The organism is Cryobacterium frigoriphilum (genome assembly GCF_004403305.1).
GTDB classification, from domain to species: domain Bacteria; phylum Actinomycetota; class Actinomycetes; order Actinomycetales; family Microbacteriaceae; genus Cryobacterium; species Cryobacterium frigoriphilum.
In genome coordinates, this window is the sequence record NZ_SOHE01000044.1 from 1 (window position 1) to 25040 (window position 25040).

A 25040-nucleotide genomic window follows, 5' to 3' on the forward strand; every position below is an offset into this window, starting at 1 on the left:
CGCCGCGCCCGCCGCCGCGCCCGCCGCTCTGCCGCCCGCCGCTCTGGCGGCCGCCCACGAACTGCGCGCCGAGAACCTCTCGCTCGGCTACGACGGCATGACCATAGTCGACGCGCTCAGTCTTGACGTGCTCGCCGGCGCCGTCACCGTGATCGTCGGCGCCAACGCGAGCGGCAAGTCGACGCTGTTGCGCGGCCTGGCCCGGCTGCTCAAGCCGCAGGCCGGCGTCGTTACCCTCGATGGGCGCGACATCGCCGCCCTGCCGAGCAAAAAGGTCGCCACCGTCGTCGGACTGCTGCCGCAGCAGCCCGTCGCGCCGGAGGGCATCACCGTCGCCGACCTCGTCTCGCGGGGTCGCTACCCGCACCAGGGCTGGTTTCGGCAGTGGTCGAGCACCGACGACGCCATCGTCACCGAGGCGATGGCCGCGACGGCGACCCTGCCGCTGGCCGCTCGCCGCCTCGAAGAACTGTCTGGAGGTCAGCGCCAGCGAGTCTGGATCGCGATGGCGCTCGCCCAGCAGCCGGACATTCTGCTGCTCGACGAACCCACGACATTTCTCGACGTGACCCACCAGATCGAGGTGCTCGACCTGCTGCTCGAACTCAACCGCACGCGCGGCACGACCGTCGTCATGGTGCTGCACGACCTCAATCTCGCCGCCCGCTACGCCGACCACCTCGTCGTGATGCGGGCCGGCGCGATCATTGCCGCCGGGACTCCGGCCGCGACGTTGACCGTTCCGGTCGTGCTCGAGGCCTTCGGTCTCGCGGCCCGGGTGGTCGCCGACCCCGTCTGTGGCTCACCCATGGTCGTGCCGATCGGACGCTTTCACGGGGCCGCGACATCCGCCGGCTCAGAATGACCACGCTAAATTAGGGTAGGCTATCCTTACAAATCCCTGACGAACCGGAGACTCCCGTGTCACGACGCCTCACCTTTGCGATCGCAGCAGCAGCGACCGCCCTCGCGCTCACCCTCACCGGGTGCGCGCCCGCCGACACCGACGAGGCGACGGATGCCGCCGCCTCCGGCAGCTTTCCCGTCACCATCGAGCACGCCTTCGGCGAGACGACCCTCGACGCCCAGCCCACCCGGGTGGCGACCTGGGGCTGGGGGAGCGCCGACAACACGATCGCCCTCGGCGTCGTGCCGGTCGCGATGCCCGTGCAGAGCTACGGCGGCGACGACGACGGCGTGCTGCCCTGGATCGGCGAGGCCCTCGACGAGATGAGCGCCGAGCTGCCGATCATGCTGCCCGCCTCGGAGGAGCCGCCCTACGAGGACATCGCCGCGGCCGCGCCCGACGTGATTCTCGCCGCCTACTCCGGTATCACCGAAGACCAGTACGACCTGCTGAGCGAAATCGCTCCCGTCGTCGCCTACCCGGGCGAGCCCTGGGGTACCGACTGGCGCGAGCTGATCGAAATCACCGGAACCGCGCTCGGCAAGAGCGCCGAGGCTGAGACCGTGCTCGCCGACATCGACACCGAACTCGCCGAGCAGGCCGCAGCTCACCCCGAATTCGCCGGCAAGACCATCGCCATGACGGCCGATACGACCGACACCTTTTACGTCTATACGGCCGCCGACCCGCGGGTCGACTTCACCCTCGACCTCGGCTTTGAGAACGCCCCGAGCGTCACTGAGCTTGGCCCCGACCCGGCCGCCTTCTCGTACACGCTGAGCTACGAAGAACTCGACAAGCTCACGAGCGACGTGCTCGTGAACTTCGGAACCACGCAGCAGATGGCCGACGCGTTCCTGACCGCCGGCTACGCCCAGGTGCTGCCGCAGGTCGCGAGCGGCGCGGTCGCCTCCCCGGTCGGAGCGGCGTTCACCGCCTCGGTCTCGCCGCCGAACGCACTGTCGCTGCTGTGGGGCCTCGACGACTATGTCGCGCTGCTGTCGACCGCGGCACTCGCGGCCGACGCCGAGTAGCCCGGCACGACTCGGCTTCGTGCAGACCCGCGCCCCAAACGGGTGAGCGCTACGGTAACCGCCGTAGCGCCCACCCGTTTGGGGCGCGCTTGCGCGTGCGGCCCGATTGCGGCAGCACAATCTTCGTTCGGGTCGCTGCCTCGCCGCGGAGCGTCCCCGAAGAGGTGTCCCGGTGTATTAGGCTCACACCCTGCGGCGTTCCCTCGGAACGTTTGCGCACCGTTCCTTGCGAAGAAGCCCAACCCCACGAAAAAGGTCATTGCTATGCGCGCTCGTTTCGTACTCCCGGCGCTCGGCGCCGTGGCAGCCCTGCTGCTCACCGGCTGCGTCGACAACTCCACGCCGGCCCCCGAAACGTCGGGCGCCGCCAGCTCGGTGACCGCCGATGACGCGGCCGTCGCCCTGCTGCCGGCCGATGTGGCCGCGTCGGGCACGCTGTCGATCGGAACCGACGCGGCCTACCCGCCGAATGAGTACAAGGACTCCGCCGGAGCGCCGATCGGCTGGGGCATCGACCTCGCGACCGCGATCGCCGGCAAGCTCGGCCTCGACCCCGACTTTCAAATCTCCAAGTTCGACAACATCATCCCGAGCATCGTCGGCGAGAAAATCAATATCGGCGAGTCCTCCTTCACCGTCAACGCCGCCCGCATGGAGCAGGTCGACTTCGTGAACTACTACGAGTCCGGCATCCAGTGGGCCTCCGCCACGGGCACGGATGTCGACCCCGACAACGCGTGCGGCCTGCGTGTCGCCGTGCAGGCGACGACCGTGCAGGACACCGACGAGGTGCCCGCCAAGAGCGACGCCTGCGTCGCCGCCGGCCTCGAGCCGATCGAGAAACTGCAGTTCGACACCCAGGACCTCGCGACCAACGCCGTCGTTCTCGGTCAGGCCGACGCCCTCAGCGCCGACTCGCCCGTGACCTTCTACGCCATCAGCCAGAACGACGGCGACCTGCAGGCCGCCGGGGAGACCTTCGACGTCACCCCCTACGGCATCGCTCTCGCCAAGGGCAACGGCATGGCCGAGGCCGTGCAGGCAGCCCTGCAGTCCCTCGTCGATGACGGCACCTACGACGACATCCTGAACGAATGGGGTGTCGCCGACGGCGGTATCTCCACCATCACGATCAACGAATTGGCGGTCGGCTAACCGATGAGCTCGACGAAACCGAATCGACCGGCCGCGCCCCAGGCGCTGCCCGAACCGGCACGCGCGGCCGCGATCAAGGCGATTCGGCTTCGTCACCCCGGGCGGATGGTTTTCGCCACCCTGCTCGTGCTGCTCTTCGTGGTGTTCATTCTCGACGCTGCCGCCCGCCCGGCCTTCGACTGGCCCTCGGTCGGCAAATACGTCTTTGACCAGCGCATCTCCATGGCCGCGTTCGTCACCCTGCAGCTCACCGTGTACTCGATGGTGATCGCGATCGTACTCGGCGTGATCCTCGCGGTCATGCGCCTCTCGCCGAACCCGGTCGTGAAGAGCCTCGCCTGGTTCTACCTGTGGGTTTTCCGCGGTACCCCGGTCTACGTGCAGCTGGTCTTCTGGGGACTGATCTCGATCATCTACCAGGACATCAGTGTGGGTATTCCCTTCACCGAACCCTGGCTCGTCTTCGAAACCGATGCCGTGCTGAGCACCTTCGCGCTCGCCGTGATCGGGCTGGCCCTCAACGAAGCCGCCTACTTGGCCGAAATCGTGCGCGCCGGGCTGCTCTCGGTCGACAAGGGCCAGGACGAAGCGGCGACCGCGCTCGGCATGAGCTGGGCGCAGACCATGCGCCGCATCATCATTCCGCAGGCGATGCGGGTTGTGATCCCGCCGACCGGCAACGAGGTCATTTCTATGCTCAAGACCACCTCGCTCGTGACCGCGGTGCCGTTCAGCTTCGACCTCTTCACGCGGTCGCGTGACATCTCCGCCGAGACCTTCAACGTCATTCCGATGCTCGTGGTCGCGTCGATCTGGTATCTGTTCTTCACCTCGATTCTCATGGTTGGGCAGTACTTTCTCGAGAAGCGCTTCGCCCGCGGAGTCGGCGACCGCCGCCCCGACCGCAAGGCCGACGGGCTCACGGGAGCGGCGACCGGAACCGTCACCGGGCTGATCCCGACGATCGGCGGCGGCCAGGCGACCGTCGTGCTTCCCGTTCCGCCTGCTGCCCCTGAAGCAGCGGATGATCCCACCAGCCCCGAGGGAGGCGTGCGATGACCGACGCAACCGATCAGAACAGCCGCGCGGCGGCATCCGCTTCGACTGCAAAACAGGTGCCCATGGTGCTCGCGGAGATGGTGTCGAAGAGTTTCGGATCCAACGAGGTACTCAAGAGCATCAGCCTCGAGGTCAAGCGCGGCGAGGTCATGTGCCTGGTCGGACCGAGCGGTTCGGGCAAGTCCACCTTCTTGCGCTGCATCAACCACCTCGAGGTGGTGTCCGCCGGTCGCCTCAGCGTCGACGGCGACCTTGTGGGCTACCGCGAGGCCAACGGCAAGCTCTACGAGCTCGCGCCACGGGAGGCCGCCCGGCAGCGCCGCGACATCGGCATGGTGTTCCAGCGCTTCAACCTGTTTCCGCACATGACGGCGCTGGCCAACATTATGGAGGCGCCGCAGCGGGTGAAGGGCCTGCCGAAGGCGCAGGTCGAGAAGAGCGCCCGCGAGCTGCTCGCCCGCGTCGGGCTCGCCGACCGGGCCGACTACTACCCCGCGCACCTGTCGGGCGGGCAGCAGCAGCGCGTCGCCATCGCCCGGGCCCTGGCGATGGAACCCAAGCTCATGCTCTTCGACGAGCCGACGAGCGCGCTCGACCCCGAGCTGGTCGGCGAGGTGCTCGACGTGATGCAGGGTCTCGCCGCCTCGGGCATGACCATGATCGTGGTCACCCACGAGATGGGTTTCGCCCGCGAGGTCGCCGACTCGCTCGTCTTCATGGACGCCGGCGTCGTCGTCGAGTCCGGCCACCCCGATGCGGTGCTGAGCAACCCGCAGCACGGCCGCACCCAGGCGTTTCTCTCCAAGGTGCTCTAAGACTCGTTCCCGCGCCGCGAGTGAGCATTGTCTGCGCTTCCCACGCTCGGGAAGCGCACACACTGCTCACTCGCGAGACGTGCGGCGGGCTAGTAGGTGGTGAGCAGGTCCGCGAGCACCCGGCGGCCGAAACCGAGGGCCTCGAGCGGCACGCGCTCGTCGACACCGTGGAACATCGACGGAAAGTCGAAATCGGCCGGCAGCCGCAGCGGCGCGAAGCCGTAACCGGTGATGCCGAGCGCTGCGAGAGCCGAATTGTCAGTGCCGCCCGAGAACATGTACGGCAGCACGGGCGCGCCCGGATCGTGCCGACCGAGGGCGCCGATGGCCGCCTCGACGAACGGCCCGCGAAACCCGGTCTCCAGGCCGTGGTCTCGGTGCAGGGTCTCGATATCAATGTCGGGTCCGACGAGGTCGGCCAGTTCGGCGAGCACTCCGTCCTCTTCGCCGGGCAGGCAGCGGATGTCTACGAGCGCGGTGGCCGTGTCGGGGATCACGTTGTGCTTGTACCCGGCCGACAGGCCCGTCGGGTTCGTCGTCGTGCGCAGGCTGGCCTGGATGAAGCCGGACGCGGTGCCGGTGGCGAGGGCAAGCTCGTCGGGGCCGACCCGAGCAGGGTCCACGTCGAGCAGACGGGCGAGTTCGGCGAGCAGCTCGGTCGCCGTGTCGGTCAGTCGGATCGGCCACTCGTGTCGCCCCACAGCCACGACGGCCTCTGCCAGTCGGGTGACGGCGTTGGCCGGGTGCAGGCGTGAGCCATGCCCGGCATCGCCGTGGGCAGTGAGCCTGACCCAGAGGAGCGATTTCTCCCCGGTCTGCAGCAGGTAGGCGCGCTGGCCGCCGACGGTGATGGAATAGCCGCCGACCTCGCTCAGGGCTTCCGTCGCCCCCGCGAAGAGCTCGGGGCGATTCTGAACAAGGTGGCGGGAGCCGTAGACGCCGCCGGCCTCCTCGTCGGCGAAGAACGCGAGCACGAGGTCGCGTTGCGGGGCACCGCCGGCCCGCACGATGTCGCCGACGGCGGCGAGGATCATGGCGTTCATGTTCTTCATGTCGACGGCGCCGCGGCCCCAGAGCATGCCGTCACGCACGACCCCGGCGAACGGGTCGACCGACCAGTTCGCGGGGTCGGCCGGCACCACGTCGAGGTGTCCGTGCACCACGAGCGCGGCGGCGTCGGGATTGCGGCCCGGTACCCTGGCCACGACACTCGTGCGGCCGGGGGCGGCGTCGACGAGTTCGGGCGCCAGACCGAGGTCGCGCAGCCGCGCGGCCACGTATTCGGCGGCATCCGTCTCACCGTTCGAACGCCCCTGACCGTAATTGGAGGTATCGAAGCGAATCAGGTCACGAGCGATCTGTGCCGTGAGCTCGAGCTCAACGGAAGCGGCGGTGTCATGCGAGGGAGAGACCATAGCCTCACGCTACCGTGCAGCGTGCATGGTCAAGCTTATTCAGAACGTAATCCACCCGCCCAAAATCGGTGATGACCGTGCAATAGGCTCACTCCCGAGGGGCCGCCCGCATTCGCCGGGTCGCGGGCAGAAGCATGCCCGAGGCTCCACGACTTCGCCGGTCACCGGCCGGCGAACCAGAATCGAAGGAAACCATGCGCGCTCGCCTGCTCATTCCCGCCCTCGCCGGCACCCTCGCCCTGCTGCTGACCGGCTGCGTGGACAACTCTGCGCCCGCAGCGACCGGAGACACCGAGGCCGCAAGCGGATCGTCGCTCGCGTCGACGGCGGGAAAGGATGCTGCCGCGATCGCGCTGTTGCCGGCCGCCCTGGTCGAGGCCGGAACCCTCAAGGTGGGAACCGATGCGAGCTACGCGCCGAACGAGTTCAAGGATGAAGCCGGCAACCCCATCGGCTGGGGCATCGACATCGCCACGGCGATTGCCGCGCGGCTCGACCTGACCCCGAAATTTCAGGTCGCGAAGTTCGACAACATCATCCCGAGCGTCAAGGGCGGCAAGGTGGACATCGGTATGTCCTCCTTCCTCGACACCGTCGAACGTGAAGAGCAGGTCGACTTCGTGAATTACTACATCGCCGGCACCCAGTGGGCGGCGCCCGCCGGAACGACTGTCGACCCGGACAACGCCTGTGGCCTCACGGTCGCCGTGCAGCAGACGACGTACCAGGACACCGTGGAAATGCCGGCCAAGATCGACGCCTGCGTTGCGGCCGGTGCGGAGCCGATCACGCTGCTGCGATTCGACACCCAGGATGCGGCCACAAACGCGGTGGCCATCGGCCAGGCCGACGCCGTGACGGCGGCCTCACCCGTCATTCTCTACGGTATCGGCCAGCTCGACGGAGCCTTGATCACGGCGGGTGAGACCTTCAGCGTGGCCCCCTACGGCATCGCCGTCGGCAAGGAATCCGACCTGCGCGAGGCCGTTCAGGCCGCCGTGCAGTCGCTCGTCGACGATGGCACCTACGCGGCGATCCTCGAGGACTGGAACGTGGCCGGCGGCCAGGTGACCGCGGCCACGATCAACGCGGGCGCCACCGCCACCGAGTAGCCCCGAGCCGAACGGATGCCGCGCCGAGGCTAGACGGCGAGCACCTTCTGGATGCGCTGCAGCGAGACGCTCTCGGCGGCCTTCAGCTCCTGAGCGAACAGGCTGATGCGCAGCTCCTCGATCATCCAGCGGGCGCGCACGAGGTGCGGCGCGGCATCCGTCTGCAGGGGCATCGTGCCGCCCGCGGTCTCGAAACGGGCCGTCGCGGCCTGGGCCTCGTTCATCCAGACCCGGTCGCGGCCCGGATTGTCGACGAGCTTGGGGATGCGTGCGCTGATGCCGCCGAGGTAGCGCGGCAGGTGTCGCAGCTGGGCCAGCCCGGTCGACGAGACGAAGCCGGGGTAGATCAGCCCGGCGAGCTGGCCGCGCGCGTCGCTGATCGCCGGCAGCAGGGCCATGCTCGTGGCGCCCTTGAGCTCCTTGTCGGCGATGCGGGCCGCTGCGAGAATGCGGGCGACGAGCCCGACGGTCTCGAACATGGAGTCCATCACGACGCCCGACACCCGGTCGCGGATCGTGTCGAACTCTGCCTTCATGAAGATCTGGCCGTCGGGGCGAACCCGGAACAGCACGTCGTCGACGGATGCCGCGAGGCAGTCCTCGAACAGGGCCGCGGTGTTCTTGTACGGGCTGGTGGCGAGGCTGAGCTTCTCGGTGCCGGTGAGGTGCTGCTGCACGTACGCGGCGGGGCTCGGCGTGGCGAGCAGCAGCAGCCGGCGCACGCCCCGCGGCAGCGCGCGGGCCTGTTCGGCCTCGGTGCTCATCATGCGAATCGCGACCGACGTGCCCTCGTCGACGAGGGTCGGGTAGCCGCGAATGGTGTTCTCGCCCTGGCTGCCCCGAATCTTGGTGTCGAGAAAGCGGGGGAGTTCGCCGAGATCCCAGGTGGTGATGCCGCCGCGCTCGATCGCATTGGTCGGAATCTGGGCGGATGCCTTCGCCACGCTTTCACGCGCCCGCGGCGCCAGTCGGCGCTGCAGTTCGGTGAGTTCCTTGCCGGTGGCGACCGTGCGGCCGCGCTCGTCGGAGACCACAAAGGTGGGCCGCAGGTGCGAGGGCACTCGATCGAGTTCGAAGTCGACCGCGGTGACGGGCACGTAGGTCAGCTTCTGAATTAGTGCCGCGAGGGTCGCGGTGAAGGACTGGTCCGGAACGTCGGCTGGCTGAGTCTGAATGATGCCCGGCTGGGGCGGCAGCTCGGCGAGCAGCCGGGCCGCCCAGTCCCCGGCCGGAACGACGTTGCGGCGGATGTTCTTCGGCAGCGACTTGATCAGCGCCGTGACCAGTTCGGCGCGCAGTCCCGGCACCTGCCAGTCGAAGCCGTGCGGTGACAACCGGGCGAGCAGCGCGAGGGGAACCTGCACGGTCACGCCGTCGTCCTCGGCGCCGGGCTCGAACTTGTAGCCGAGCGAGAGGCGCTGGTCACCCTGCTGCCAGCTCGGCGGAAAGACGCCCTCGTCGATCTCGGGGGTGTCCTCGTCGACGAGCGCGTCGGCGGTCATGGTGAGCAGGTCGGGCGTCTCGAGCCGCGCCTTGCGCCACCAGCCCTCGAAGCTCTTGGTGGAGCAGACCTCCGGCGGAATGCGGTGCTGGTAGAACTCGAACACGGCCTCGTCGTCGACGAGAATATCGCGGCGCCTGGTACGTTCCTCGAGCTGGGCGAGTTCCTCGCGCAGCTGCGCGTTGGCGCGCTCGAAGGCCCACATGCCGGGATCGGCGATCTGGCCGGGGCGACCGCCGCGGGCCGCGCTGCCGGAATCCGATCCTGATCCGCGGCCGCGGGTCGAGCCACCGCCGTCGGCACTGATCGCGACGCGCTCATTGCGGGAGGGGCCGCTGCCGCCCCGGTCGGGTGCGGCATCCGGTATACCCGAACGCCCGCCGATCACGGAGGCGCGGTCCCACTCACCCTCGACGAGGGCGTGGCGAATGAACAGTTCGCGGGCGTAGGCGGGGTCGATGCGGGAGAACTGCACGCGGCGGCGGGCGACGATCGGCACGCCGTAGAGGGTGACCCGTTCGTAGACGACGGCGGCGCCCTGCTTCATCTCCCAGTGCGGTTCGGAGTAGCTGCGCTTGCAGAGGTCGCCGGCGAGTGGTTCGGCCCAGGCCGGGTCGACGACGGCGTTCATGCGGGCGAACAGGCGGCTGGTCTCGACGAGTTCGGCGCTCATCACCGCCGACGGCTGCTTCTTGGCCAGGGCCGAGCCGGGGAACAGCACGAAGCGCTGCTGCCGGGCGCCGACATAGTCTTTCTTGGCCATGTCTTTCAGGCCGATGTGGCTCAGCAGGCCGGCGAGCAGCGAGCGGTGCACACCGTCGGGGTTGACGCTGGGTTCGCCGAGGTGCAGGCCGAGCGGTTTGGCCATCTGGCGCAGCTGGCGCAGCACGTCTTGCCACTCACGCACCCGCAGATAGTTGAGGTATTCGTTCTTGCACAGCCGTCGGAACGCGCTCGAGCCGAGTTCGCCCTGCTGCTTTTCGAGATAGTTCCAGAGGTTGAGCAGGCTGAGAAAATCACTCGTCGGGTCGACGAACCGGGCGTGCAGCTGGTCGGCCTGGCCGCGTCGCTCGAGCGGGCGCTCGCGTGGGTCCTGAATGGTCAGGCCGGCGACGATCGCCATCACCTCACGGCTCGTGCCCTGGGTCTTGGACTCGATCACCATGCGGCCGAAGCGCGGATCGATCGGCAACTGGGCGAGCTGCTGCCCGATGCGGGTCAGCTTCGAGCCGGTGCCGAGCGCGCCCGGATGTACGGCACCGAGCTCGGCCAGCAGGTCGAGGCCGTCCTTGATGTTGCGGGAGTCCGGCGGAGTCAGGAACGGGAAGGACGCGATATCGCCGAGGCCGAGTGAGATCATCTGCAGAATGACGGCGGCGAGGTTGGTGCGCAGGATCTCAGGCTCGGTGTAATCCGGCCGACGCGAGAAGTCCTCCTCGGAATACAGCCGGATGGCGATGCCGTCGCTCGTTCGGCCGCTTCGGCCGCTGCGCTGGTTGGCGGAGGCCTGCGAGATCGCCTCGATCGGCAGCCGCTGCACCTTCGAACGCACGCTGTAGCGGCTGATGCGGGCCGTGCCGGCGTCGATCACGTAGCGGATGCCGGGCACGGTCAGGCTGGTCTCGGCCACGTTGGTGGCGAGCACGATGCGCCGCCGCACCCCGGCAATCGTCGAGGTCTGGAACACCTTGTGCTGGTCGGCGGCCGAGAGCCGGCCGTAGAGCGGCAGCACCTCGGTCGGGTTGCGGCTCTGCGACGAGGCGTACTTGCCCTGCAGGGCGTCGGCGGCGTCGCGAATCTCGGTCTCACCACTCAGAAAGACGAGCACGTCACCGTTGGATTCGCGCTCGAGTTCGTCCAGGGCCGTGGTGATGCCCTCGATGTAGTCGCGGTCGACGGAGGGCGCGGCATCCGTCGTGTCGTCGTCATCGTCGATGCCGGGTTCGGCGACCAGGGGCCGGTAGCGCACCTCGACGGGGTAGGTGCGCCCGGAAACCTCGATCACCGGGGCCGGCACGCCGTCGGCGTCGGCGAAGTGCGCCGCGAAACTCGCCGGGTCGATGGTTGCGGAGGTGATGATGAGCTTGAGGTCGGGGCGCTGCGGCAGCAGCTGGCGCAGGTACCCGAGCAGAAAGTCGATGTTGAGGCTGCGTTCGTGGGCCTCGTCGATGATGATGGTGTCGTACTTGCGCAGCATCCGGTCGCGGTGCATCTCGTTGAGCAGGATGCCGTCGGTCATGAGCTTGATGCGGGTGTTGGCGCCGACCCGGTCGGTGAAGCGCACCTGGTAGCCGACGGTCTCGCCGACCTCTTCGCCGAGTTCTTCGGCGATGCGCTCGGCGATGGTGCGCGCGGCGAGGCGGCGCGGCTGGGTGTGACCGATGTTTTCGCGGCCGAGTTCGAGGCAGATCTTCGGCAGCTGGGTGGTCTTGCCGGAGCCGGTGGCGCCCGCCACGATCACAACCTGGTGGTCGCGAATGGCCTTGGCAATCTCGTGCCGGCTCTGGCTGACCGGAAGCTCGGCCGGAAAAGTGATCTGGGGTGCGGTAGTCATGACTGTTCCATCGTACTTTCCCGGTTCCCCGCCGCCTCTCGCGAATTAAAAGGATAAAAACGGTGTTAATGCGTGCATTGGGGCTGAGACGGGATTAGCGTGGACGGCATGGACACCAACACTGCCGCCACAGACGCGGCCATCATCGCTGACCGCCCCCACTTCGACCTGAAGGATGCGAGCACGGCACCCGCGGCCGCATCCGGCGGATGCGGCGAGTCCGACCACGCGTGCACCTGTGGTGCCGAGGACAGCGCCGACTACCCCGAGTTCGATGTGCGAACCGTGCCCCACGCCATCCGTCACGCCTCGGTCTTCGGAGCGGCCGACGCGATCGCCGAGGGCGGCGGGCTCGTGATCGTCGCGCCGCACGACCCGCTGCCGCTGCTGGGTCAGCTCGAGCAGCGCCACCCCGGCCGCTTCACGATCACCTACCTCGACCGCACCCCCGACGCGGTGCGCGTGCAGCTGACGCGCTGACCAGCAGACCCGCTGGCTCGTTCAGCCAAAAGTCAGGGTGGGTGCAGGGTTCGCGCAGAGGGCCGACCTCGCTTATAAGGTGGGTAGCATGACGAACTCGGTACCTACCCTCACCCTGAACGACGGCCACACGATTCCGCAGCTCGGCTTCGGCGTATTCAAGGTCGACCCCGACGAAACCACCCGCATCGTCACCGATGCCCTCGAGGTGGGCTACCGCCACATCGACACCGCCGCGATCTACGGCAATGAGGCGGGCGTCGGCAAGGCCCTCGCCGAGTCCACGATCGCCCGCGATGACCTCTTCATCACCACCAAGCTGTGGAACGACCGTCAGGGAACCCAGTCGGCATTCGACGCCTTCGAGGAGAGCCTCGAGAAGCTCGGCCTCGACCACGTCGACCTCTACCTGATCCACTGGCCGGCACCGGCCAACGGCCTCTACGTCGAGAGCTGGAAGGCGCTTGAGAAGATCCGCGAATCCGGACGTGCCCGCTCCATCGGCGTCTCGAACTTTCTCGTGCCGCACCTCGAGGCGCTCATCAAAGACACCGAGATCGTGCCCGCGGTCAACCAGATCGAGCTGCACCCCGCCCACCAGCAGCTCGAGGTCACGCGCTTCGCCCGCGAGCACGGCATCAACATCGAGGCCTGGGGCCCGCTCGGCCAGGGAAAGTATCCGCTCTTCGACGAGCAGGTCGTAGCGGATGCCGCCGAAGCCCACGGCAAGTCCGCGGCCCAGGTCGTGATCCGGTGGCACCTGCAGACCGGTAACATCCTGTTCCCCAAGTCGAACCGCCGCGAGCGCATGGCGGAGAACTTCGACGTCTTCGACTTCGAACTCACCCACACCCAGATCTCGATGATCAGCGCCCTCGAGCGGGCCGGCCGCGTCTCCGCGCACCCGAACGACGTCAACTAGCCCGCCACCGCTCATTCTTGTGCCTGGATGACCGCGCTCGGTGGTGAATTCAGGAGATTCGCCGGTGGTCAGCGTCAGGGCCGCCGGACTAGTGCCCTGGCCGCGTCGTCACCGGCAAGATCTCCTGAATTCGCCACGCGGGGGCACACCAGGCTCGCGCCCTCCGAGACCGCTGGGGCGGGTGGCGCGGCGGGTCTGGTAGATTTCGGTGCGCACCGAAGAAACGAGCACCGTGAATCCGATTGAATGGCTTTTTGACGCCCAGCTGCAGATCGGCACCCAGACGATTCTCTGGCGTGAGGTTGTGGGCAACGTGTTTGGCATCGCGAGCGCCGTCGGTGGGATGCGCCGTAAGGTGTGGGCCTGGCCCGTCGGCATCATCGGCAATGTGCTGCTCTTCACCGTGTTCCTGGGTGCCGTGTTTGGCACGCCGAACCCGGTCAACCTGCTCGGTCAGGCCGGTCGGCAGATCATGTTCATCGTCGTCTCGATCTTCGGCTGGGTGGCCTGGCAGCGCAGCCGCAACTCCACGGTGCACGTTGCCGTCGTGCCGCACTGGGCGAGCAACCGCGCCCGCATTCTGCTGGGCGTCGGCCTCATCGCCGGCACCCTCGTGCTCACCCCGATCTTTCGTGCCCTGGGTTCTTTCGAACCGGTCTGGGCGGATGCCTGGATCTTCACCGGTTCACTGCTCGCCACCTACGGTATGGCCCGTGGCTGGACCGAATTCTGGCTCATCTGGGTCGCCGTCGACATCGTCGGCGTGCCGCTGCTGATCAGCGCCGGCTACTACGCCTCCGCGGTTCTCTACCTGTTCTACGGCGCGTTCACCCTGGTCGGATTCCTGGTGTGGGTGCGCGTGCAACGTCGCCGGGCAGCCCTGCTGGCCTGAACTCCTGCTGGCCTGAACCCCTGCGGGCCTGGCCGCGGCGAGAGCGGTCAGGTGCGAAATTCGTTGCGGGGCGCATCCGTTTGCGGCAGCTCATAGGGCACGACGTTCGCCTCCGTCGCGGATGACGCCTCGGCCACGATCGACCCGTCGGGTTGCCAGGCGACGGTGACGAACACGGCGTCCGGAGTGTCTGCCGCAACCGTTGCGCGCACGCCCAGACCCCGATCGGCCAGCACAGCGGGCATCGTGCACGCGGTTTCGACGCTCCGGTGGTTCTGCTGCACGATGATGCAGACGTCTCCGCCCACGCGATGGGCGACGTAGACCCCATAGTCGTGGGACGGCAACACCGCTCCGGGCACGCTGCGTATGGTCAGCGCATCATATTCGGCACCGAGCGCCGGTGGGGTGTCGTCGGGCCAGCTCTCGGGATCGCTGAAGATGCGCAGCGCCGTTGCCGTGGCCGAGTCGTTGGTTGCGGAGCTCGATCCGCGACCGGCGGCGGATGGTTCGGCGAACTCCGGCATCAGGGTCGCGGCCAGTCCGGCGCAGACCGCCCCGACGACCGCGCCGAGCACGAAGACGGCAAGGCCACGCCGGCGCCGAGCGAACCTCCCGACCATGTTCACGGGCGCCTGCGTGCTCACGACAGCGGATGCGGCCGGCCCCGCACCGCTCGGCGCCACGGTCACGGTATCGGTCAGGGTGTCGGTCGCAGCGCCGTTCGCCGCGCCGCTCCCCGAAAGGCTCGTTGAAAGGCTCGTCGCGGAGGCCGCCCGGGACATCCGCTCGAGAATCGCATCGAGGGCGGCGGCGTCACCGGCCAGGCGCTGCTCAAGCTGCCACAGCTCGTGTTGAGCGGCGGTAGCGTGCCGGGTGCGGCCGGTGGCCGGATCGAGGCCAGCACTGAACGGCTCGGCAAGCGGCTCGGCGAGGGGCTGCGCGACGGGCCGGGCATAGACGCGGGCCTGCAGCGCGGGCAGATCGGCGGCCGGATCGAGCAGCCCGGCGGGTGTGCGGGTGAGCGGATGCAACCGCCACCAGAGGGCATCGAGCACGTCCCCGGTGCCGGAGGGAGGGCCGTGATAGCTGGCGCGCACGGCGGCGAGCTGGGGCGCATCCGTCTGCAGCAGATCCCAGAGCGCCTGTGTTCGCTCGAACGTCATTGTGCCCCCGCCCGTTACCTCACCCTATCGGCCGGCTGGCCGGGAGGGTCAGGAGCGAGCACGGGGTTGAGCGCGGGTTGCTGCGCGGGCGCTGACCCGGTATACGGGCCCGTACTGCCGGTATCCCGCGGTGAGCTGCCGGCGATGACCGCCCCGGTGCTGCTCCAACTCACGTAGACCTGCAGCAGCACGGCGTTGTCGGCCGGTTCGGGCGGCGACCAGACCCGCGCGTGCAGGTACAGGCCGGAGGTCGCGATGGTGCGGGCCGTGGCGCAGGCCGTGCTGCCGCTCTGGTCGGCGTCCTGCACGACGATGCAGTATTCGGCGGTGCCGCGTTGCGCCACGTAGACGCCGTAACCGGTTCCAATCGGCGCCGGTCCGAGCACGCTGCGGATCGAGTCGGGCTCGAATTCCCGGCCAAGGTCTGGTGGGCCGCCGTCGGCCCAATCGGTGTCTTCCTCGAAGATCTGCAGCACGTCAGAGCTCGAGGCGGAGACCGTGCCACCGCTCTGGTTTGCGACGGCATTCGCGGAATCACCCTGGCCGGCCGAATCGCCCTCGCCCAGGGTGCCGATCGCCCCGGCCGTGCCGATGACCACGCCGAGCACGAGCCCCAGGGCGAAGAACACCGGTCGGCTGAGTGGTGCGAGTTGCGCGAGCTCCGCGGGTGTACCGGGTGTCGGGGGTGTCGGGGGCTCGGTCGGTTCGACCGGGTACGGTGCCGTTTCGGATTCGCGTGCCGTTCCGAGCACGGCGGCTGGCTTGAACCTCGGTGGCGACTCGTCGGCTGCCTGCTCGGGTGTCCAGTCCCGCATGCGTTCGAGCAGAGCGTCGAGGGCTGCGGCGTCCTGCGTGAGCCGCGCGCGCAGCGCCGCGAGTCGGTGCTCATGCGCGGTGGCGCTGACCGTGGTGCCCGCGCGCTGATCAAACGCCTCGATGACGGGTTCGTTCAGGCCCTCACGGGAGTACACCCTGGCCTGCAGCTCGGCGAGATCGACGGCCGGGTCCGGCTGCCCGGACTCGGTCGGGGTCAGCGGTCGGAAACGCCACCACAATGCGTCGAGCACGTCACAGCGACCGCGATAGTTCACTCGCAGCCTCGTGAGAAGTCCGGCATCTGTCTGCGCAGCCAGCCACAGCCGCTGCGCCAGGGGGTCCTGAGTCATTCGCAGCTTCTTTTCCTCGACGCCGGGCAGCCTACGCTCGACGGAGCGCGGCGCAAGGGGGCGACAGATGCGAAATTGTGACATCCGGGCGGGCAGAATGGGAGTATGAGCAATCGCCTCGCCGACGCCATCAGCCCGTATCTGCGCTCGCACGCCGACAATCCCGTGGACTGGTATTCCTGGGGGCCGGAGGCCTTCGCCGCGGCCCGTCAGCTCGATGTGCCGGTGCTCGTCTCGATCGGCTACTCCACCTGCCACTGGTGCCACGTCATGGCCAGGGAGAGTTTCAGCGACCCGGTGCTCGCCGAGTATCTCAATGCCCACTTCGTCAGCATCAAGGTCGACCGCGAAGAGCACCCCGATGTCGACGCGAGCTATCTGGCGGCGGCGAGCGCTTTCACCACGGGCCTCGGTTGGCCGCTCAACGTGTTCGTCACGCCAGAGGGCCGGGCCTTTCACGCCGGAACATATTTTCCGCCGCGCCCGATCGCTGCGCCGAAGGGGGCCGGCGGGGGCGGGCATCCGTCGTTTCGCATGGTGCTCGAAGCGGTGACGGATGCCTGGCTCACCCGCCGCGCCGCCGTCACCGAGGGTGCAGCCCAGGTCGCCGACGCGCTCGCCGAATCGAGCCGGCAGCTGGCCGGTGCCAACCCGCTGCCGGATTCCGGCGCGTTCGCCGGCGCGGTCGCCGAGCTCACCGCCTACGAAGACGACCTCTTCGGCGGTTTCGGCGGGGCCCCGAAGTTTCCGGTGGCGCCCGCCCTCGGGTTTCTGCTTGACGAGCCCACCGGGCGTGAGCTCGCCCTGCGCACGCTCAAGCGAATGGGGGCCTCGCCGCTGCGCGACGCGGTTGAGGGCGGGTTCTTTCGCTACGCCGTGAATCGCGACTGGAGCGAACCGCACTACGAACGCATGCTCTACGACAATGCCCAACTGCTCGAGCTGTACACCCGGGCCTGGACGCTCACCGCCGAACCGTGGGCGCGCACGGTCGCCGAAGGCGTCGCCGACTTTCTGCTCGGCGTGCTGCAGCTGCCGGGCGGAGGTTTCGCGAGCGCGCAGGACTCCGAGAGCACCGTGGCCGGCCAGCGAGTCGAGGGCGGCTATTACGCCCTCGACGTCGAGGCCCGCCGAGGGGAGACGCCGCCGGCCCTCGACGACAAGATCTTGACCGGCTGGAACGGACTCGCCATCGGAGCGCTGGCCCGCGCCGGCTTCGTGTTCGACTCTCCCTCCTTCACCGCGGCGGCCCGAGTGGCCGCCGACTTTCTGCTCGACCAGCACCTGCGCGCCGACGGTACCCTCGTGCGAGCCTCGGTGGGCGGCCGCGCCTCCGCGGCGCAGGCCACCCTGGAGGACTTCGGGATGTGTGCACGGGGCCTCCTCGAACTCGCGACGGTAACGGGGGAGGTGCGCTACGCGCTGGCCGGTCGCGACCTCGTGAACGGCACGCTACGGGCACCCTCCGACACTGCCCACGGCGACATTGCCCACGGCGACACTGCCCACGGCGACCCTGCCCAGCCGGACGGTGCCGCCTCGGCCGCCCTGTTCCGTGCGCCCAATGGGCCAGATCCGGTGCTGCACGGGCAGGGCCTCGTCGTGGCCGTCGACCCGTCCGAGGGCGCCTACCCCTCCGGCCTGACCGCCACGGCCGATGCCAGCCGAGTGCTGTACCTGCTCACGGCAGAGACCCGATACCACGAGGCCGCCGTGACCGCTCTCGGCCTCGTGTCCGGCCTCGCGCCGGCCAGGCCGCTCGCGTTCGGAGCGTCCCTGCGTCTGATGAGCGCCCTCACGGCCCCGGTCGAACAGCTCGTCATCGTCAGCCCCGACGCCGGCTCCGCCGCCACCTCGAGCGGGCTGCTCGGGGCGGTGCGCCGCCGACCGGCCGGGCTGGTCGCATCCGTCACCGAGAGCCAGGCACGAGCCTTCGCCGACGCCGGGTTCGAGCTGTTCGCGGGCCGATCCGCCCGCGACGGGCTGCCCACCGCCTACCTGTGCCGCGACTTCACCTGCCGTCTGCCGGTCACCGACCCGGCCGGCCTCATCGGCGCGAGCGCGGTGACCGAGTGACCGTCACCATCAAGCGCGCCTACGACGCAGCGACCGAGACCGACGGATGCCGCGTGCTGGTCGATCGCCTCTGGCCGCGCGGCGTCAGCAAGGCCGGCGCACACCTCGACGGCTGGCCGAAAGACGTGGCTCCCTCACCCGACCTGCGCACCTGGTGGAAGCACGACCCCGACCGCCTCGGCGAGTTCAGCACCCGGTACCGGGCCGAACTCGACGGGGTGCCCGCAACCGTCGCGGCCGTGACCGACCTGCGCGAACTGATCCGCGAGAACACCGCTCGAGGTGTGCCCACCACGCTCATCTACGGGGCGAAGGATCCGCACGTGAATCACGCCCGCATCCTCGCCGAGTACCTCGCCGCCGACCCGGCCGAGTAGCGGCCGCCTTCGCCACAATCCGGTCCTCTCGCCGCACGGGCGGAGGGGCGATAGACTGGGCCTCAGCGCCACCGCGTTCCATCGGCTGCTCTCGCACCCGGTTTACGGGGCGCTGGGCCGGTGATACCGGACGCACTCCCCCTGGGCATAGCGTGTGGTTGCCTCGTGATCGAGTGTTCCAGATTTCGAGGAGGACCATGGCAACACTTGACCGTCCGAACGCAGAGCCGGACGCGCAAACCCGCGCCAACAGCCCCACCGTCACGACCGACACCACAGCTCACAGCGACAGCGCTGCTGACGCCGACAGTTTTTCGTACGACATCGCCCACGATGTCGCATCCGCCGCCCTCGGCGAGGACTTCACCGACGAGGTCAGCCTCGATTCCGGCCTGATCCCGACCCTCTCGCTCAGCCCTGCGCCCGAACTCGTCCTGGTCACACCCGACGCCCGCAACCGCCGTTTCGACCGCGATGACCTCGTCGTGCGCAAGGGCGAAATCGCCCTGATCAATGGTCACTTCACCCCGCACGAGTCGATGGTCAAAGACCTGCTCGCCGTGCACGACGCCCTGACGAAGGCCGGCATCGACTTTCTGCTCGTTCGCGGCGACCACAACCGTCCCGTCATCGCCGTCGACCGCAAACGTCGCAAACAGCTCACCCGGGTGCTCGCCGCCGCGTTCGCCAACGAACCCTTCTATGCCAAGCCCGTCGACGGCCCTCCGGCCGCGCCGTTTCTGCTGGCCGATGGCGTGCTCGCGACGCACAAGAAGGCATCCGTTTTTCGCGTCTACCGCCCACGAATCGAACCGATCGGACGCCTGCGCTACGGCGCCCAGACCGCTTTTCAGTTCGAACTGTGGCGCTTCGGCGAGGAAGAGATCATCGCCCCGGTCGAAAATGCGCTGATGCGCACCCGCCTGCCCCGCTCCGAGGCCCGCGAAACGACCATCGAGCTCTACGGCCGCACCTGGCTCACCCTGCAGAACATGTTCGACGACCTCGCGAGTGACGTTTCGTTCGACATCGACCTGGTCTTCTCGTGGGTCGACGGCTCGTCGAGCGATTTCCAGCTCGAACGCGCCAAGCGGATGCGGGACTACGTGGTCGGCGACGGCGACGACTCCGACGCGCGTTTTCGGCAGATCGACGAGCTCAAGTACGCCCTGCGCAGTGTCTACATGTTTGCACCGTGGATTCGCCGTATCTTCATTGCCACGGATTCGCCGGCGCCGATCTGGCTCGCCGACCACCCGCGGGTCACGATCATGCGCAGTGAGGACTTCTTCGCGGACCCGACCGTGCTGCCGACCCACAACTCGCACGCCGTCGAGAGCCAGCTGCACAATATCCCCGGCCTCGCCGAGCATTTTCTATATTCCAACGACGACATGTTCTTCGGCCGCCCGGTGGGCCCCGAGCTGTTTTTCTCGCCCGGTGGCGTGACCAAGTTCGTCGAGGCACGCACCCGTATCGGTCTCGGTGAGAACGACCCGACCCGCAGCGGCTTCGAGAATGCCGCGCGGGTCAACCGGGCGTTGCTGCGAGGCCGGTTCGGCAAGGTCACCACCCGGCACCTCGAGCACACGCCCGCGCCGATGCGCAAGAGTGTGATGCGCGAGCTGGAGAGCGTCTTTCCCGAGGACTTCGCGCGCACCGCAGCCAGCCGTTTTCGATCGGCGACCGACATCTCCGTCACCAACTCCCTGTATCACTACTACGGGCTGATGACCGGGCACGCGGTCGCTCAGACCCAGGTGCGCTCGCTGTACGTGGAGACGACCCTGCGGGCGGCCCTGCGCCAGATGAACCGGTTGCGCAAACGCCGAGACCAGGACATGTTCTGCCTCAACGACGGCAGCAACCCGGAGATCTCCGATGAGGTACGCCAGGCCGCCGTCACCGAGTTTCTCGAACTCTACTTTCCGATCGTGGCGCCGTGGGAGCGAGCCGGTGTGGCGACTAGTGCAGCACCGGGATCGGCGTGGTCAGTGGCGGCTCTCGCAATGCAGGCAGAGTTTCCGACGGCCGGCTTTGCGCCCGCACTGCCCCCGACGGAAGCTCTGCCGAAGGTTCGATGACGATGCCCGACGCGGCGAGGCGCCGGGCCGTTTCGGCGGCATCAATGTAGTCAAGCGACGGGAAGGTACCGAGAGGCACCACCGAGTGCAGCACGGTTCCCGCGTAGACGTGCACGAGGTTGAACGCCCGGGCCCCGTCACGGCCGAGGGTTCCGCCGACGGGAACGTTGAGGTCTTGGGTGTAGCACGTCGCTGACGCGACCGACACCGGGATGCCGGCGAAGGTCGAGAACGACGAGTAGTGCAGGTGCCCCGCAAGGATGCTGCGCACATCCGTTCCCCGCAGCACCTGCGCCAGGCGGTCCTGATCGCGCAGTTCCACGGCGACGGCGAGGTCGAGAACGCTCGGTACCGGTGGGTGGTGCAGGGCGAGGATGGTGCCGTCCGGGGCCGGGGTGCTGAGTTCACGGGCCAGCCACAGCAACTGGCGGTCCGAAATCGCGCCGTAGTGGTGGCCGGGAACCGAGGTGTCGAGCGTGATCACGCGCAGACCGTTGATCTCGTAGACCTGATCGATCGGGCTGCTCGGGTCGATGGGGTCGTTGCCGGTGTGCGGCGGCAGCAGCGCTGCGCGGAACGCGGCTCGGTCGTCGTGGTTGCCCATCACCCAGATGACCTTGGCTCCCAGACGTTCGGCGATCGGTTCGACCATGCGGCGCAGCAGGTCGTAGGCCCCGGGTTCGCCCTTGTCGGCGAGATCTCCGGTGAAGACGATCGCCTCGGGGCGGGCACCGGATGCTTCCACCTCGGCGAAGAGTTCGGCCAGATGTGCCTCAACGTCCACGCTGCCGTAGAGGCGATTGCCTCCGGCAAGAAGGTGCGTATCGCTCAGGTGTAGTAGAAAATGGTCCGGCCGGGGATACTCGGCCGTTCGAATGATCACGGAGCTTTCCATTCGTTCGGAGGTGCGCAACTGGTGCACGCACTCTCGGTACTACGGACTTCACTACTACGCGCTTTCATGACACAGTCCATTCGATCAGATGATCTTGAACAACGCATGTACGCCACGCAACTATTGCACATTAGTGCGGGTTTGCATCCGTTTGCATCGATATCGATATAGACCCCGGTGAGGGTGACGAAAATCCTATCGCCCGAAGCCCCTGTGGAAAGTCCTAGGCTGGCGCTATGGCACGCTACGTACGCATCGACGAATTTGGTGGTCCACGAGTGCTGCGCATCGAACACGATGAGCAGCCCCAGGCGGCACGCGGTGAGGTGAGGGTGCGCGTGCACGTTGCGGGTCTGAATCCGGTCGACTGGAAGATCTTCAAGGGTGGCCCGGCCGCCGCAACCTACAACGCCGTGCCGCCGTGTGGCAACGGCAACGACTTCTCCGGGGTCATCGACGAGATCGGCTCGGGCGTTACCGGCTTCGCGGTCGGCGACGCGGTGCTCGGCGGCAAGCGGATGCACGCCCAGGCCGACTGGGTCGTCGTCGACGCGAGCCGGATCATCCGTAAACCCGCCGCGCTGCCCTTCGAGCAGGCCGGAGGGCTCGACATCGCCGGCCGCACGGCGTGGGCCAGTGTGCGTTCACTCGCCCTGACCCCCGCCGACACGGTACTCGTGAGCGCCGCGGCCGGCGGGGTGGGCGTGCTGGCCGCTCAGCTCGCCCTGCGCGCCGGAGCGACCGTGGTCGGCACCGCAAGCGAGGCCAACCACGAGTTTCTGCGCGAACTCGGCATCATCCCGGTGGCCTACGGCGAGGGCCTGCTCGCCCGACTGCGGCAGGCGGCCCCGAAATACACCGCGGCCCTCGATAACAGCGGCCCGATCACGATCGATGTCGCCCTCAAGCTGGGCGTTGCCGGGCCACGCATCAACACCATCGCGGCCCGCGGTCACCGAGCCGATATGGGCATCACCGGCGTCGGCGGGGTCGAAGCCCACCCCGGTGACCTCGCGGAACTGGCCGATCTCATTGCCCGCGGTGTCGTGGTCTTGCCAATCGACAGCGTGTTCCCGCTCGAACGGGTGCGCGAAGCCTACGAGCACCTGATGGCCGGACACGCGCGCGGCAAGATCGTGCTCGCCGTCAATCCCTGATCCACGTCGGGCCGGTGTTTCGCACCCAGCCGTTGTGCGGCGTGTGCCGGGCATTCTCAAAACCGGCTGTGCGAAGCTGAAATATGCGCACCTCTTTGCTGGCCCGGCGGTCGACTCGGCCCGTGGCCTATTTCGGTGGCGCCGTGCTGCTCGCCCTCGTCTTCACGGCGCTCTACATCGTCTTCGTGCGTACCATCACCGGTCAGGTCGCCGACCAACTCTCGTATGACGGCGCCGAAAACGGATGGCGCAGCGTCACCCCCTTCACCCGTCGCCTGCTCGACGCGGTGCCGATGGTGTCCGTCGTGATCGGGCTCGTGCTGACCGGGGTGATCACGCTCGTACGCCGCAACTGGGCGACCCTCATTGTGGCGCTCGCCGCGGCGGGCGCGGCTGCCGTGACGGCGCAGGTTCTGAAATATGCCATTTTGGAGCGGCCGGGGCTGGGCGTCGAGGGTTACGCCGGTAATTCATTCCCTTCGGGGCATACGACGGTGGCGGCGGCATCCGCTCTCGTCGTCTTCCTGGTCGCGAGCCCGCGCACCCGTGCAATCGTCGCGGCCGCCGGCACGAGCTTCGCCGTCGCGGCGGGCGTTGCGACCCTCGCCAACCAGTGGCATCGGCCGAGCGATGTCGTCGCCGCGCTGCTGCTCGTGGCGTTCTGGGGCTGCCTGGCCGGCGTGGTGCTGTCGGTGCGCGCCAGGGACTCGGGGCGAGCGGACGGCGCGGCGCTCAACCGCCGGTCACCACGATGGTGGTTGTGGCTGGTACCCCTCGTGGGCCTGACCGGCGTGACGCTCGCGGTGACCGTGCTGCGGGCATCCGCGGATTCACCGGGCATGCTCGTGGCCTATGTCGGCGGCGTCATCGGCATCGTCGGTGTGGGGCTGGTGCTCGCGTTCGCCGGAACCCGGTTGTTCGCCCGCTTGCCCTAGTGCTGACTCCTGCGCCCTGACCGGGTCATTTGCTCGCGCTCGTGTGGGTGGGAGATTGGTGGGAATCCCTGTTGCCCGGCCGGGGGTGCGTGCGACACTGAGGCATGGACGTCACGCTGAGATCGTTACAGACCGCAGTTCCGCCGACAGTGCTGATTCAGGAGCAGGTGCGCGATGTCTTCGCCGCGCAGCCCGGCCTCACCCGTCTGGCCCAGCGCATCGTCGCCACATCGTTCAACGTGTCGGGCATCGACACCCGGCACACCGTGATCGACGAGCTCACGCTGGATGCCACCGGCACCGACCCGCAGTTCTTCGACCCGGTCGAGCAGAGACTCCTGATTCCCAGCACCCGGGTGCGCAACGAGCTCTACATCGTCGAGGCCACCAAACTGTTCGTCGAGGCCGGCCGCAAGGCCCTCGACGCTTGCCCGGGCGTGACCGCCGCCGACGTGACCCACGTCGTGACCGTATCCTGCACGGGCTTCTACGCCCCCGGCCCTGACTACATGCTCGTGCGTGAACTGGGCCTCAGCCCCGCCACGCAGCGCTACCACCTCGGCTTCATGGGCTGCTACGCCTCGATGCCGGCCCTGCGCACCGCGAAACAGTTCGTCGAAGCCGACCCGAACGCGGTCGTGCTGGTCGTGAGCGCCGAGCTCTGCTCGCTGCACCTGCGCACCTCCAACGACCCCGACACGATCGTTGCGTCCTCGCTGTTCTCGGATGGCGCCGCCGCCGGCATCGTGAGCGCTCGCCCGCTCGCGCCGGGCGAGCGCGGCCTGAACCTCGACCTCTTCGAGACGGTGATCACACCGGTGGGCGAGGGCGACATGGCCTGGAAGATCGGTGATGAAGGCTTCGAAATGGTGTTGAGCACCTATGTTCCCCACATCATCGACGAACACATCGAGGGCGCGCTCGCGCCGCTGTTCGCTCGGGACGCGGCCGTGTCGGCGATGGTCGCACCATTCGGATCGGGGGCATCCGTCGCCACCGGGCCGGCACCGGTTGCGGTGCTGCCTGTTCCGGTGCTGCCGGTTGCGGTACTGCCGGTTCCGGTATCGGCGGCGATCGAGCACTGGGCGATTCACCCGGGAGGGCGCAGCATCCTCGACAAAACCGAGGCAAAACTCGGTCTGACCGAGGCGCAGCTCGCACCCGCCAGGGAGACCCTGCGCACCAACGGCAACATGTCGAGTGCGACGATCCTGTTCGTGATGAAGGCGATTCTCGACGCACCGACCACCGCAGACGGCGAGCGGGTCTGCGCGATGGCGTTCGGGCCCGGCCTCACGGTCGAGTCCGGGCTGATGACCGTCGCCATCGGCTAGCCGG

20 protein-coding genes are annotated in these 25040 nt (G+C 68.2%); 15 read left to right on the plus strand and 5 right to left on the minus strand.

Annotated features, from left to right (window positions below; translation table 11 throughout):
* Window positions 1-43: 43 nt before the first annotated feature.
* From E3T55_RS09730 to E3T55_RS09750, 5 genes are all read left to right on the plus strand, one after another.
* Complete coding sequence (locus tag E3T55_RS09730; RefSeq protein ID WP_338145125.1) at window positions 44-865, plus strand: ABC transporter ATP-binding protein; 822 nt, start codon at window positions 44-46, stop codon at window positions 863-865.
* Between the two features lie 56 nt (window positions 866-921).
* A complete protein-coding gene (locus E3T55_RS09735; protein WP_134519376.1) occupies window positions 922-1941 on the plus strand; it encodes an iron-siderophore ABC transporter substrate-binding protein in 1020 nt (339 codons plus the stop codon).
* 264 nt (window positions 1942-2205) lie between these two features.
* A complete protein-coding gene (locus tag E3T55_RS09740) occupies window positions 2206-3096 on the plus strand; it encodes an ABC transporter substrate-binding protein (RefSeq protein ID WP_134519377.1) in 891 nt (296 codons plus the stop codon).
* Between the two features lie 3 nt (window positions 3097-3099).
* Window positions 3100-4155 (plus strand): amino acid ABC transporter permease, encoded by a 1056-nt coding sequence (locus E3T55_RS09745; protein ID WP_134519378.1) that lies wholly within the window; start codon window positions 3100-3102, stop codon window positions 4153-4155.
* A 62-nt stretch (window positions 4156-4217) separates the two neighbouring features.
* A complete protein-coding gene (locus E3T55_RS09750; RefSeq protein ID WP_134519493.1) occupies window positions 4218-4970 on the plus strand; it encodes an amino acid ABC transporter ATP-binding protein in 753 nt (250 codons plus the stop codon).
* 89 nt (window positions 4971-5059) lie between these two features.
* Here E3T55_RS09750 and E3T55_RS09755 read toward each other — a convergent pair whose 3' ends face one another.
* On the minus strand, window positions 5060-6385 hold the full coding sequence (locus E3T55_RS09755) for a M20/M25/M40 family metallo-hydrolase (RefSeq protein ID WP_134519379.1): 1326 nt from the start codon (window positions 6383-6385) through the stop codon (window positions 5060-5062).
* Between the two features lie 194 nt (window positions 6386-6579).
* Here E3T55_RS09755 and E3T55_RS09760 point away from each other — a divergent pair, with 194 nt between their 5' ends.
* Complete coding sequence (locus E3T55_RS09760) at window positions 6580-7497, plus strand: ABC transporter substrate-binding protein (RefSeq protein ID WP_134519380.1); 918 nt, start codon at window positions 6580-6582, stop codon at window positions 7495-7497.
* A 29-nt stretch (window positions 7498-7526) separates the two neighbouring features.
* On the opposite strand, the gene hrpA is transcribed toward E3T55_RS09760, so the two are convergent.
* The gene (gene hrpA, locus E3T55_RS20560; RefSeq protein WP_198418550.1) at window positions 7527-11552 is read right to left on the minus strand and encodes an ATP-dependent RNA helicase HrpA; all 4026 of its coding nucleotides are present in this window, start codon (window positions 11550-11552) and stop codon (window positions 7527-7529) included.
* Between the two features lie 108 nt (window positions 11553-11660).
* Between hrpA and E3T55_RS09775 the strand changes: the two genes are divergently transcribed.
* The 3 genes from E3T55_RS09775 (at window position 11661) to pnuC (ending at window position 13846) form a co-directional block, all read left to right on the plus strand.
* Window positions 11661-12032 carry a DUF2249 domain-containing protein gene (locus tag E3T55_RS09775; RefSeq protein ID WP_134519382.1) on the plus strand — a complete coding sequence of 124 codons (372 nt, stop codon included), beginning with the start codon at window positions 11661-11663 and terminating at the stop codon, window positions 12030-12032.
* Window positions 12033-12120: 88 nt separating this feature from the next.
* Entirely contained in the window at window positions 12121-12954 is an 834-nt protein-coding gene (locus tag E3T55_RS09780; RefSeq protein WP_134519383.1) for an aldo/keto reductase, read from the plus strand.
* A gap of 232 nt (window positions 12955-13186) precedes the next feature.
* On the plus strand, window positions 13187-13846 hold the full coding sequence (gene pnuC, locus E3T55_RS09785) for a nicotinamide riboside transporter PnuC (protein ID WP_134519384.1): 660 nt from the start codon (window positions 13187-13189) through the stop codon (window positions 13844-13846).
* A gap of 47 nt (window positions 13847-13893) precedes the next feature.
* Here the strand turns inward: pnuC and E3T55_RS09790 are convergent, their stop codons facing one another.
* The gene (locus E3T55_RS09790) at window positions 13894-15012 is read right to left on the minus strand and encodes a hypothetical protein (RefSeq protein ID WP_134519385.1); all 1119 of its coding nucleotides are present in this window, start codon (window positions 15010-15012) and stop codon (window positions 13894-13896) included.
* Between the two features lie 14 nt (window positions 15013-15026).
* Entirely contained in the window at window positions 15027-16178 is a 1152-nt protein-coding gene (locus E3T55_RS09795; protein WP_134519386.1) for a hypothetical protein, read from the minus strand.
* A 105-nt stretch (window positions 16179-16283) separates the two neighbouring features.
* On the opposite strand from E3T55_RS09795, the gene E3T55_RS09800 reads away from it, so the two are divergent.
* From E3T55_RS09800 to E3T55_RS09810, 3 genes are all read left to right on the plus strand, one after another.
* Window positions 16284-18254 (plus strand): thioredoxin domain-containing protein, encoded by a 1971-nt coding sequence (locus E3T55_RS09800; protein WP_134519387.1) that lies wholly within the window; start codon window positions 16284-16286, stop codon window positions 18252-18254.
* A complete protein-coding gene (locus tag E3T55_RS09805) occupies window positions 18251-18631 on the plus strand; it encodes a DUF488 domain-containing protein (protein ID WP_134519388.1) in 381 nt (126 codons plus the stop codon). Before E3T55_RS09800 ends, E3T55_RS09805 begins: the two co-directional genes overlap by 4 nt.
* 197 nt (window positions 18632-18828) lie before the next feature.
* The gene (locus tag E3T55_RS09810; protein ID WP_134519389.1) at window positions 18829-20715 is read left to right on the plus strand and encodes a stealth family protein; all 1887 of its coding nucleotides are present in this window, start codon (window positions 18829-18831) and stop codon (window positions 20713-20715) included.
* Here E3T55_RS09810 and E3T55_RS09815 read toward each other — a convergent pair.
* Window positions 20597-21592: a phosphodiesterase gene (locus tag E3T55_RS09815; protein ID WP_420897999.1), complete on the minus strand. Its 996-nt coding sequence runs from the start codon at window positions 21590-21592 to the stop codon at window positions 20597-20599. The two genes, E3T55_RS09810 and E3T55_RS09815, sit on opposite strands and share 119 nt — an antisense overlap.
* Window positions 21593-21846: 254 nt before the next feature.
* Between E3T55_RS09815 and E3T55_RS09820 the strand changes: the two genes are divergently transcribed.
* The 3 genes from E3T55_RS09820 (at window position 21847) to E3T55_RS09830 (ending at window position 25036) form a co-directional block, all read left to right on the plus strand.
* Window positions 21847-22767: an NADP-dependent oxidoreductase gene (locus tag E3T55_RS09820; RefSeq protein ID WP_134519391.1), complete on the plus strand. Its 921-nt coding sequence runs from the start codon at window positions 21847-21849 to the stop codon at window positions 22765-22767.
* A gap of 122 nt (window positions 22768-22889) precedes the next feature.
* Window positions 22890-23702: a phosphatase PAP2 family protein gene (locus E3T55_RS09825; protein WP_241992993.1), complete on the plus strand. Its 813-nt coding sequence runs from the start codon at window positions 22890-22892 to the stop codon at window positions 23700-23702.
* Window positions 23703-23806: 104 nt separating this feature from the next.
* On the plus strand, window positions 23807-25036 hold the full coding sequence (locus E3T55_RS09830) for a type III polyketide synthase (RefSeq protein WP_134519393.1): 1230 nt from the start codon (window positions 23807-23809) through the stop codon (window positions 25034-25036).
* Window positions 25037-25040: the final 4 nt, after the last annotated feature.

What these genes read in the sequence shown, in the direction of transcription:
- E3T55_RS09740 (WP_134519377.1), top strand. Translation starts at nt 2,206, where the DNA reads ATGCGCGCTCGTTTCGTACTCCCGGCGCTCGGCGCCGTGGCAGCCCTG.
- E3T55_RS09745 (WP_134519378.1), top strand. Translation starts at nt 3,100, where the DNA reads ATGAGCTCGACGAAACCGAATCGACCGGCCGCGCCCCAGGCGCTGCCC.
- E3T55_RS09750 (WP_134519493.1), top strand. Translation starts at nt 4,218, where the DNA reads ATGGTGCTCGCGGAGATGGTGTCGAAGAGTTTCGGATCCAACGAGGTA.
- E3T55_RS09755 (WP_134519379.1), bottom strand. Translation starts at nt 6,385, where the DNA reads ATGGTCTCTCCCTCGCATGACACCGCCGCTTCCGTTGAGCTCGAGCTC.
- E3T55_RS09760 (WP_134519380.1), top strand. Translation starts at nt 6,580, where the DNA reads ATGCGCGCTCGCCTGCTCATTCCCGCCCTCGCCGGCACCCTCGCCCTG.
- hrpA (WP_198418550.1), bottom strand. Translation starts at nt 11,552, where the DNA reads ATGACTACCGCACCCCAGATCACTTTTCCGGCCGAGCTTCCGGTCAGC.
- E3T55_RS09775 (WP_134519382.1), top strand. Translation starts at nt 11,661, where the DNA reads ATGGACACCAACACTGCCGCCACAGACGCGGCCATCATCGCTGACCGC.
- E3T55_RS09780 (WP_134519383.1), top strand. Translation starts at nt 12,121, where the DNA reads ATGACGAACTCGGTACCTACCCTCACCCTGAACGACGGCCACACGATT.
- E3T55_RS09790 (WP_134519385.1), bottom strand. Translation starts at nt 15,012, where the DNA reads ATGACGTTCGAGCGAACACAGGCGCTCTGGGATCTGCTGCAGACGGAT.
- E3T55_RS09795 (WP_134519386.1), bottom strand. Translation starts at nt 16,178, where the DNA reads ATGACTCAGGACCCCCTGGCGCAGCGGCTGTGGCTGGCTGCGCAGACA.
- E3T55_RS09800 (WP_134519387.1), top strand. Translation starts at nt 16,284, where the DNA reads ATGAGCAATCGCCTCGCCGACGCCATCAGCCCGTATCTGCGCTCGCAC.
- E3T55_RS09810 (WP_134519389.1), top strand. Translation starts at nt 18,829, where the DNA reads ATGGCAACACTTGACCGTCCGAACGCAGAGCCGGACGCGCAAACCCGC.
- E3T55_RS09820 (WP_134519391.1), top strand. Translation starts at nt 21,847, where the DNA reads ATGGCACGCTACGTACGCATCGACGAATTTGGTGGTCCACGAGTGCTG.
- E3T55_RS09830 (WP_134519393.1), top strand. Translation starts at nt 23,807, where the DNA reads ATGGACGTCACGCTGAGATCGTTACAGACCGCAGTTCCGCCGACAGTG.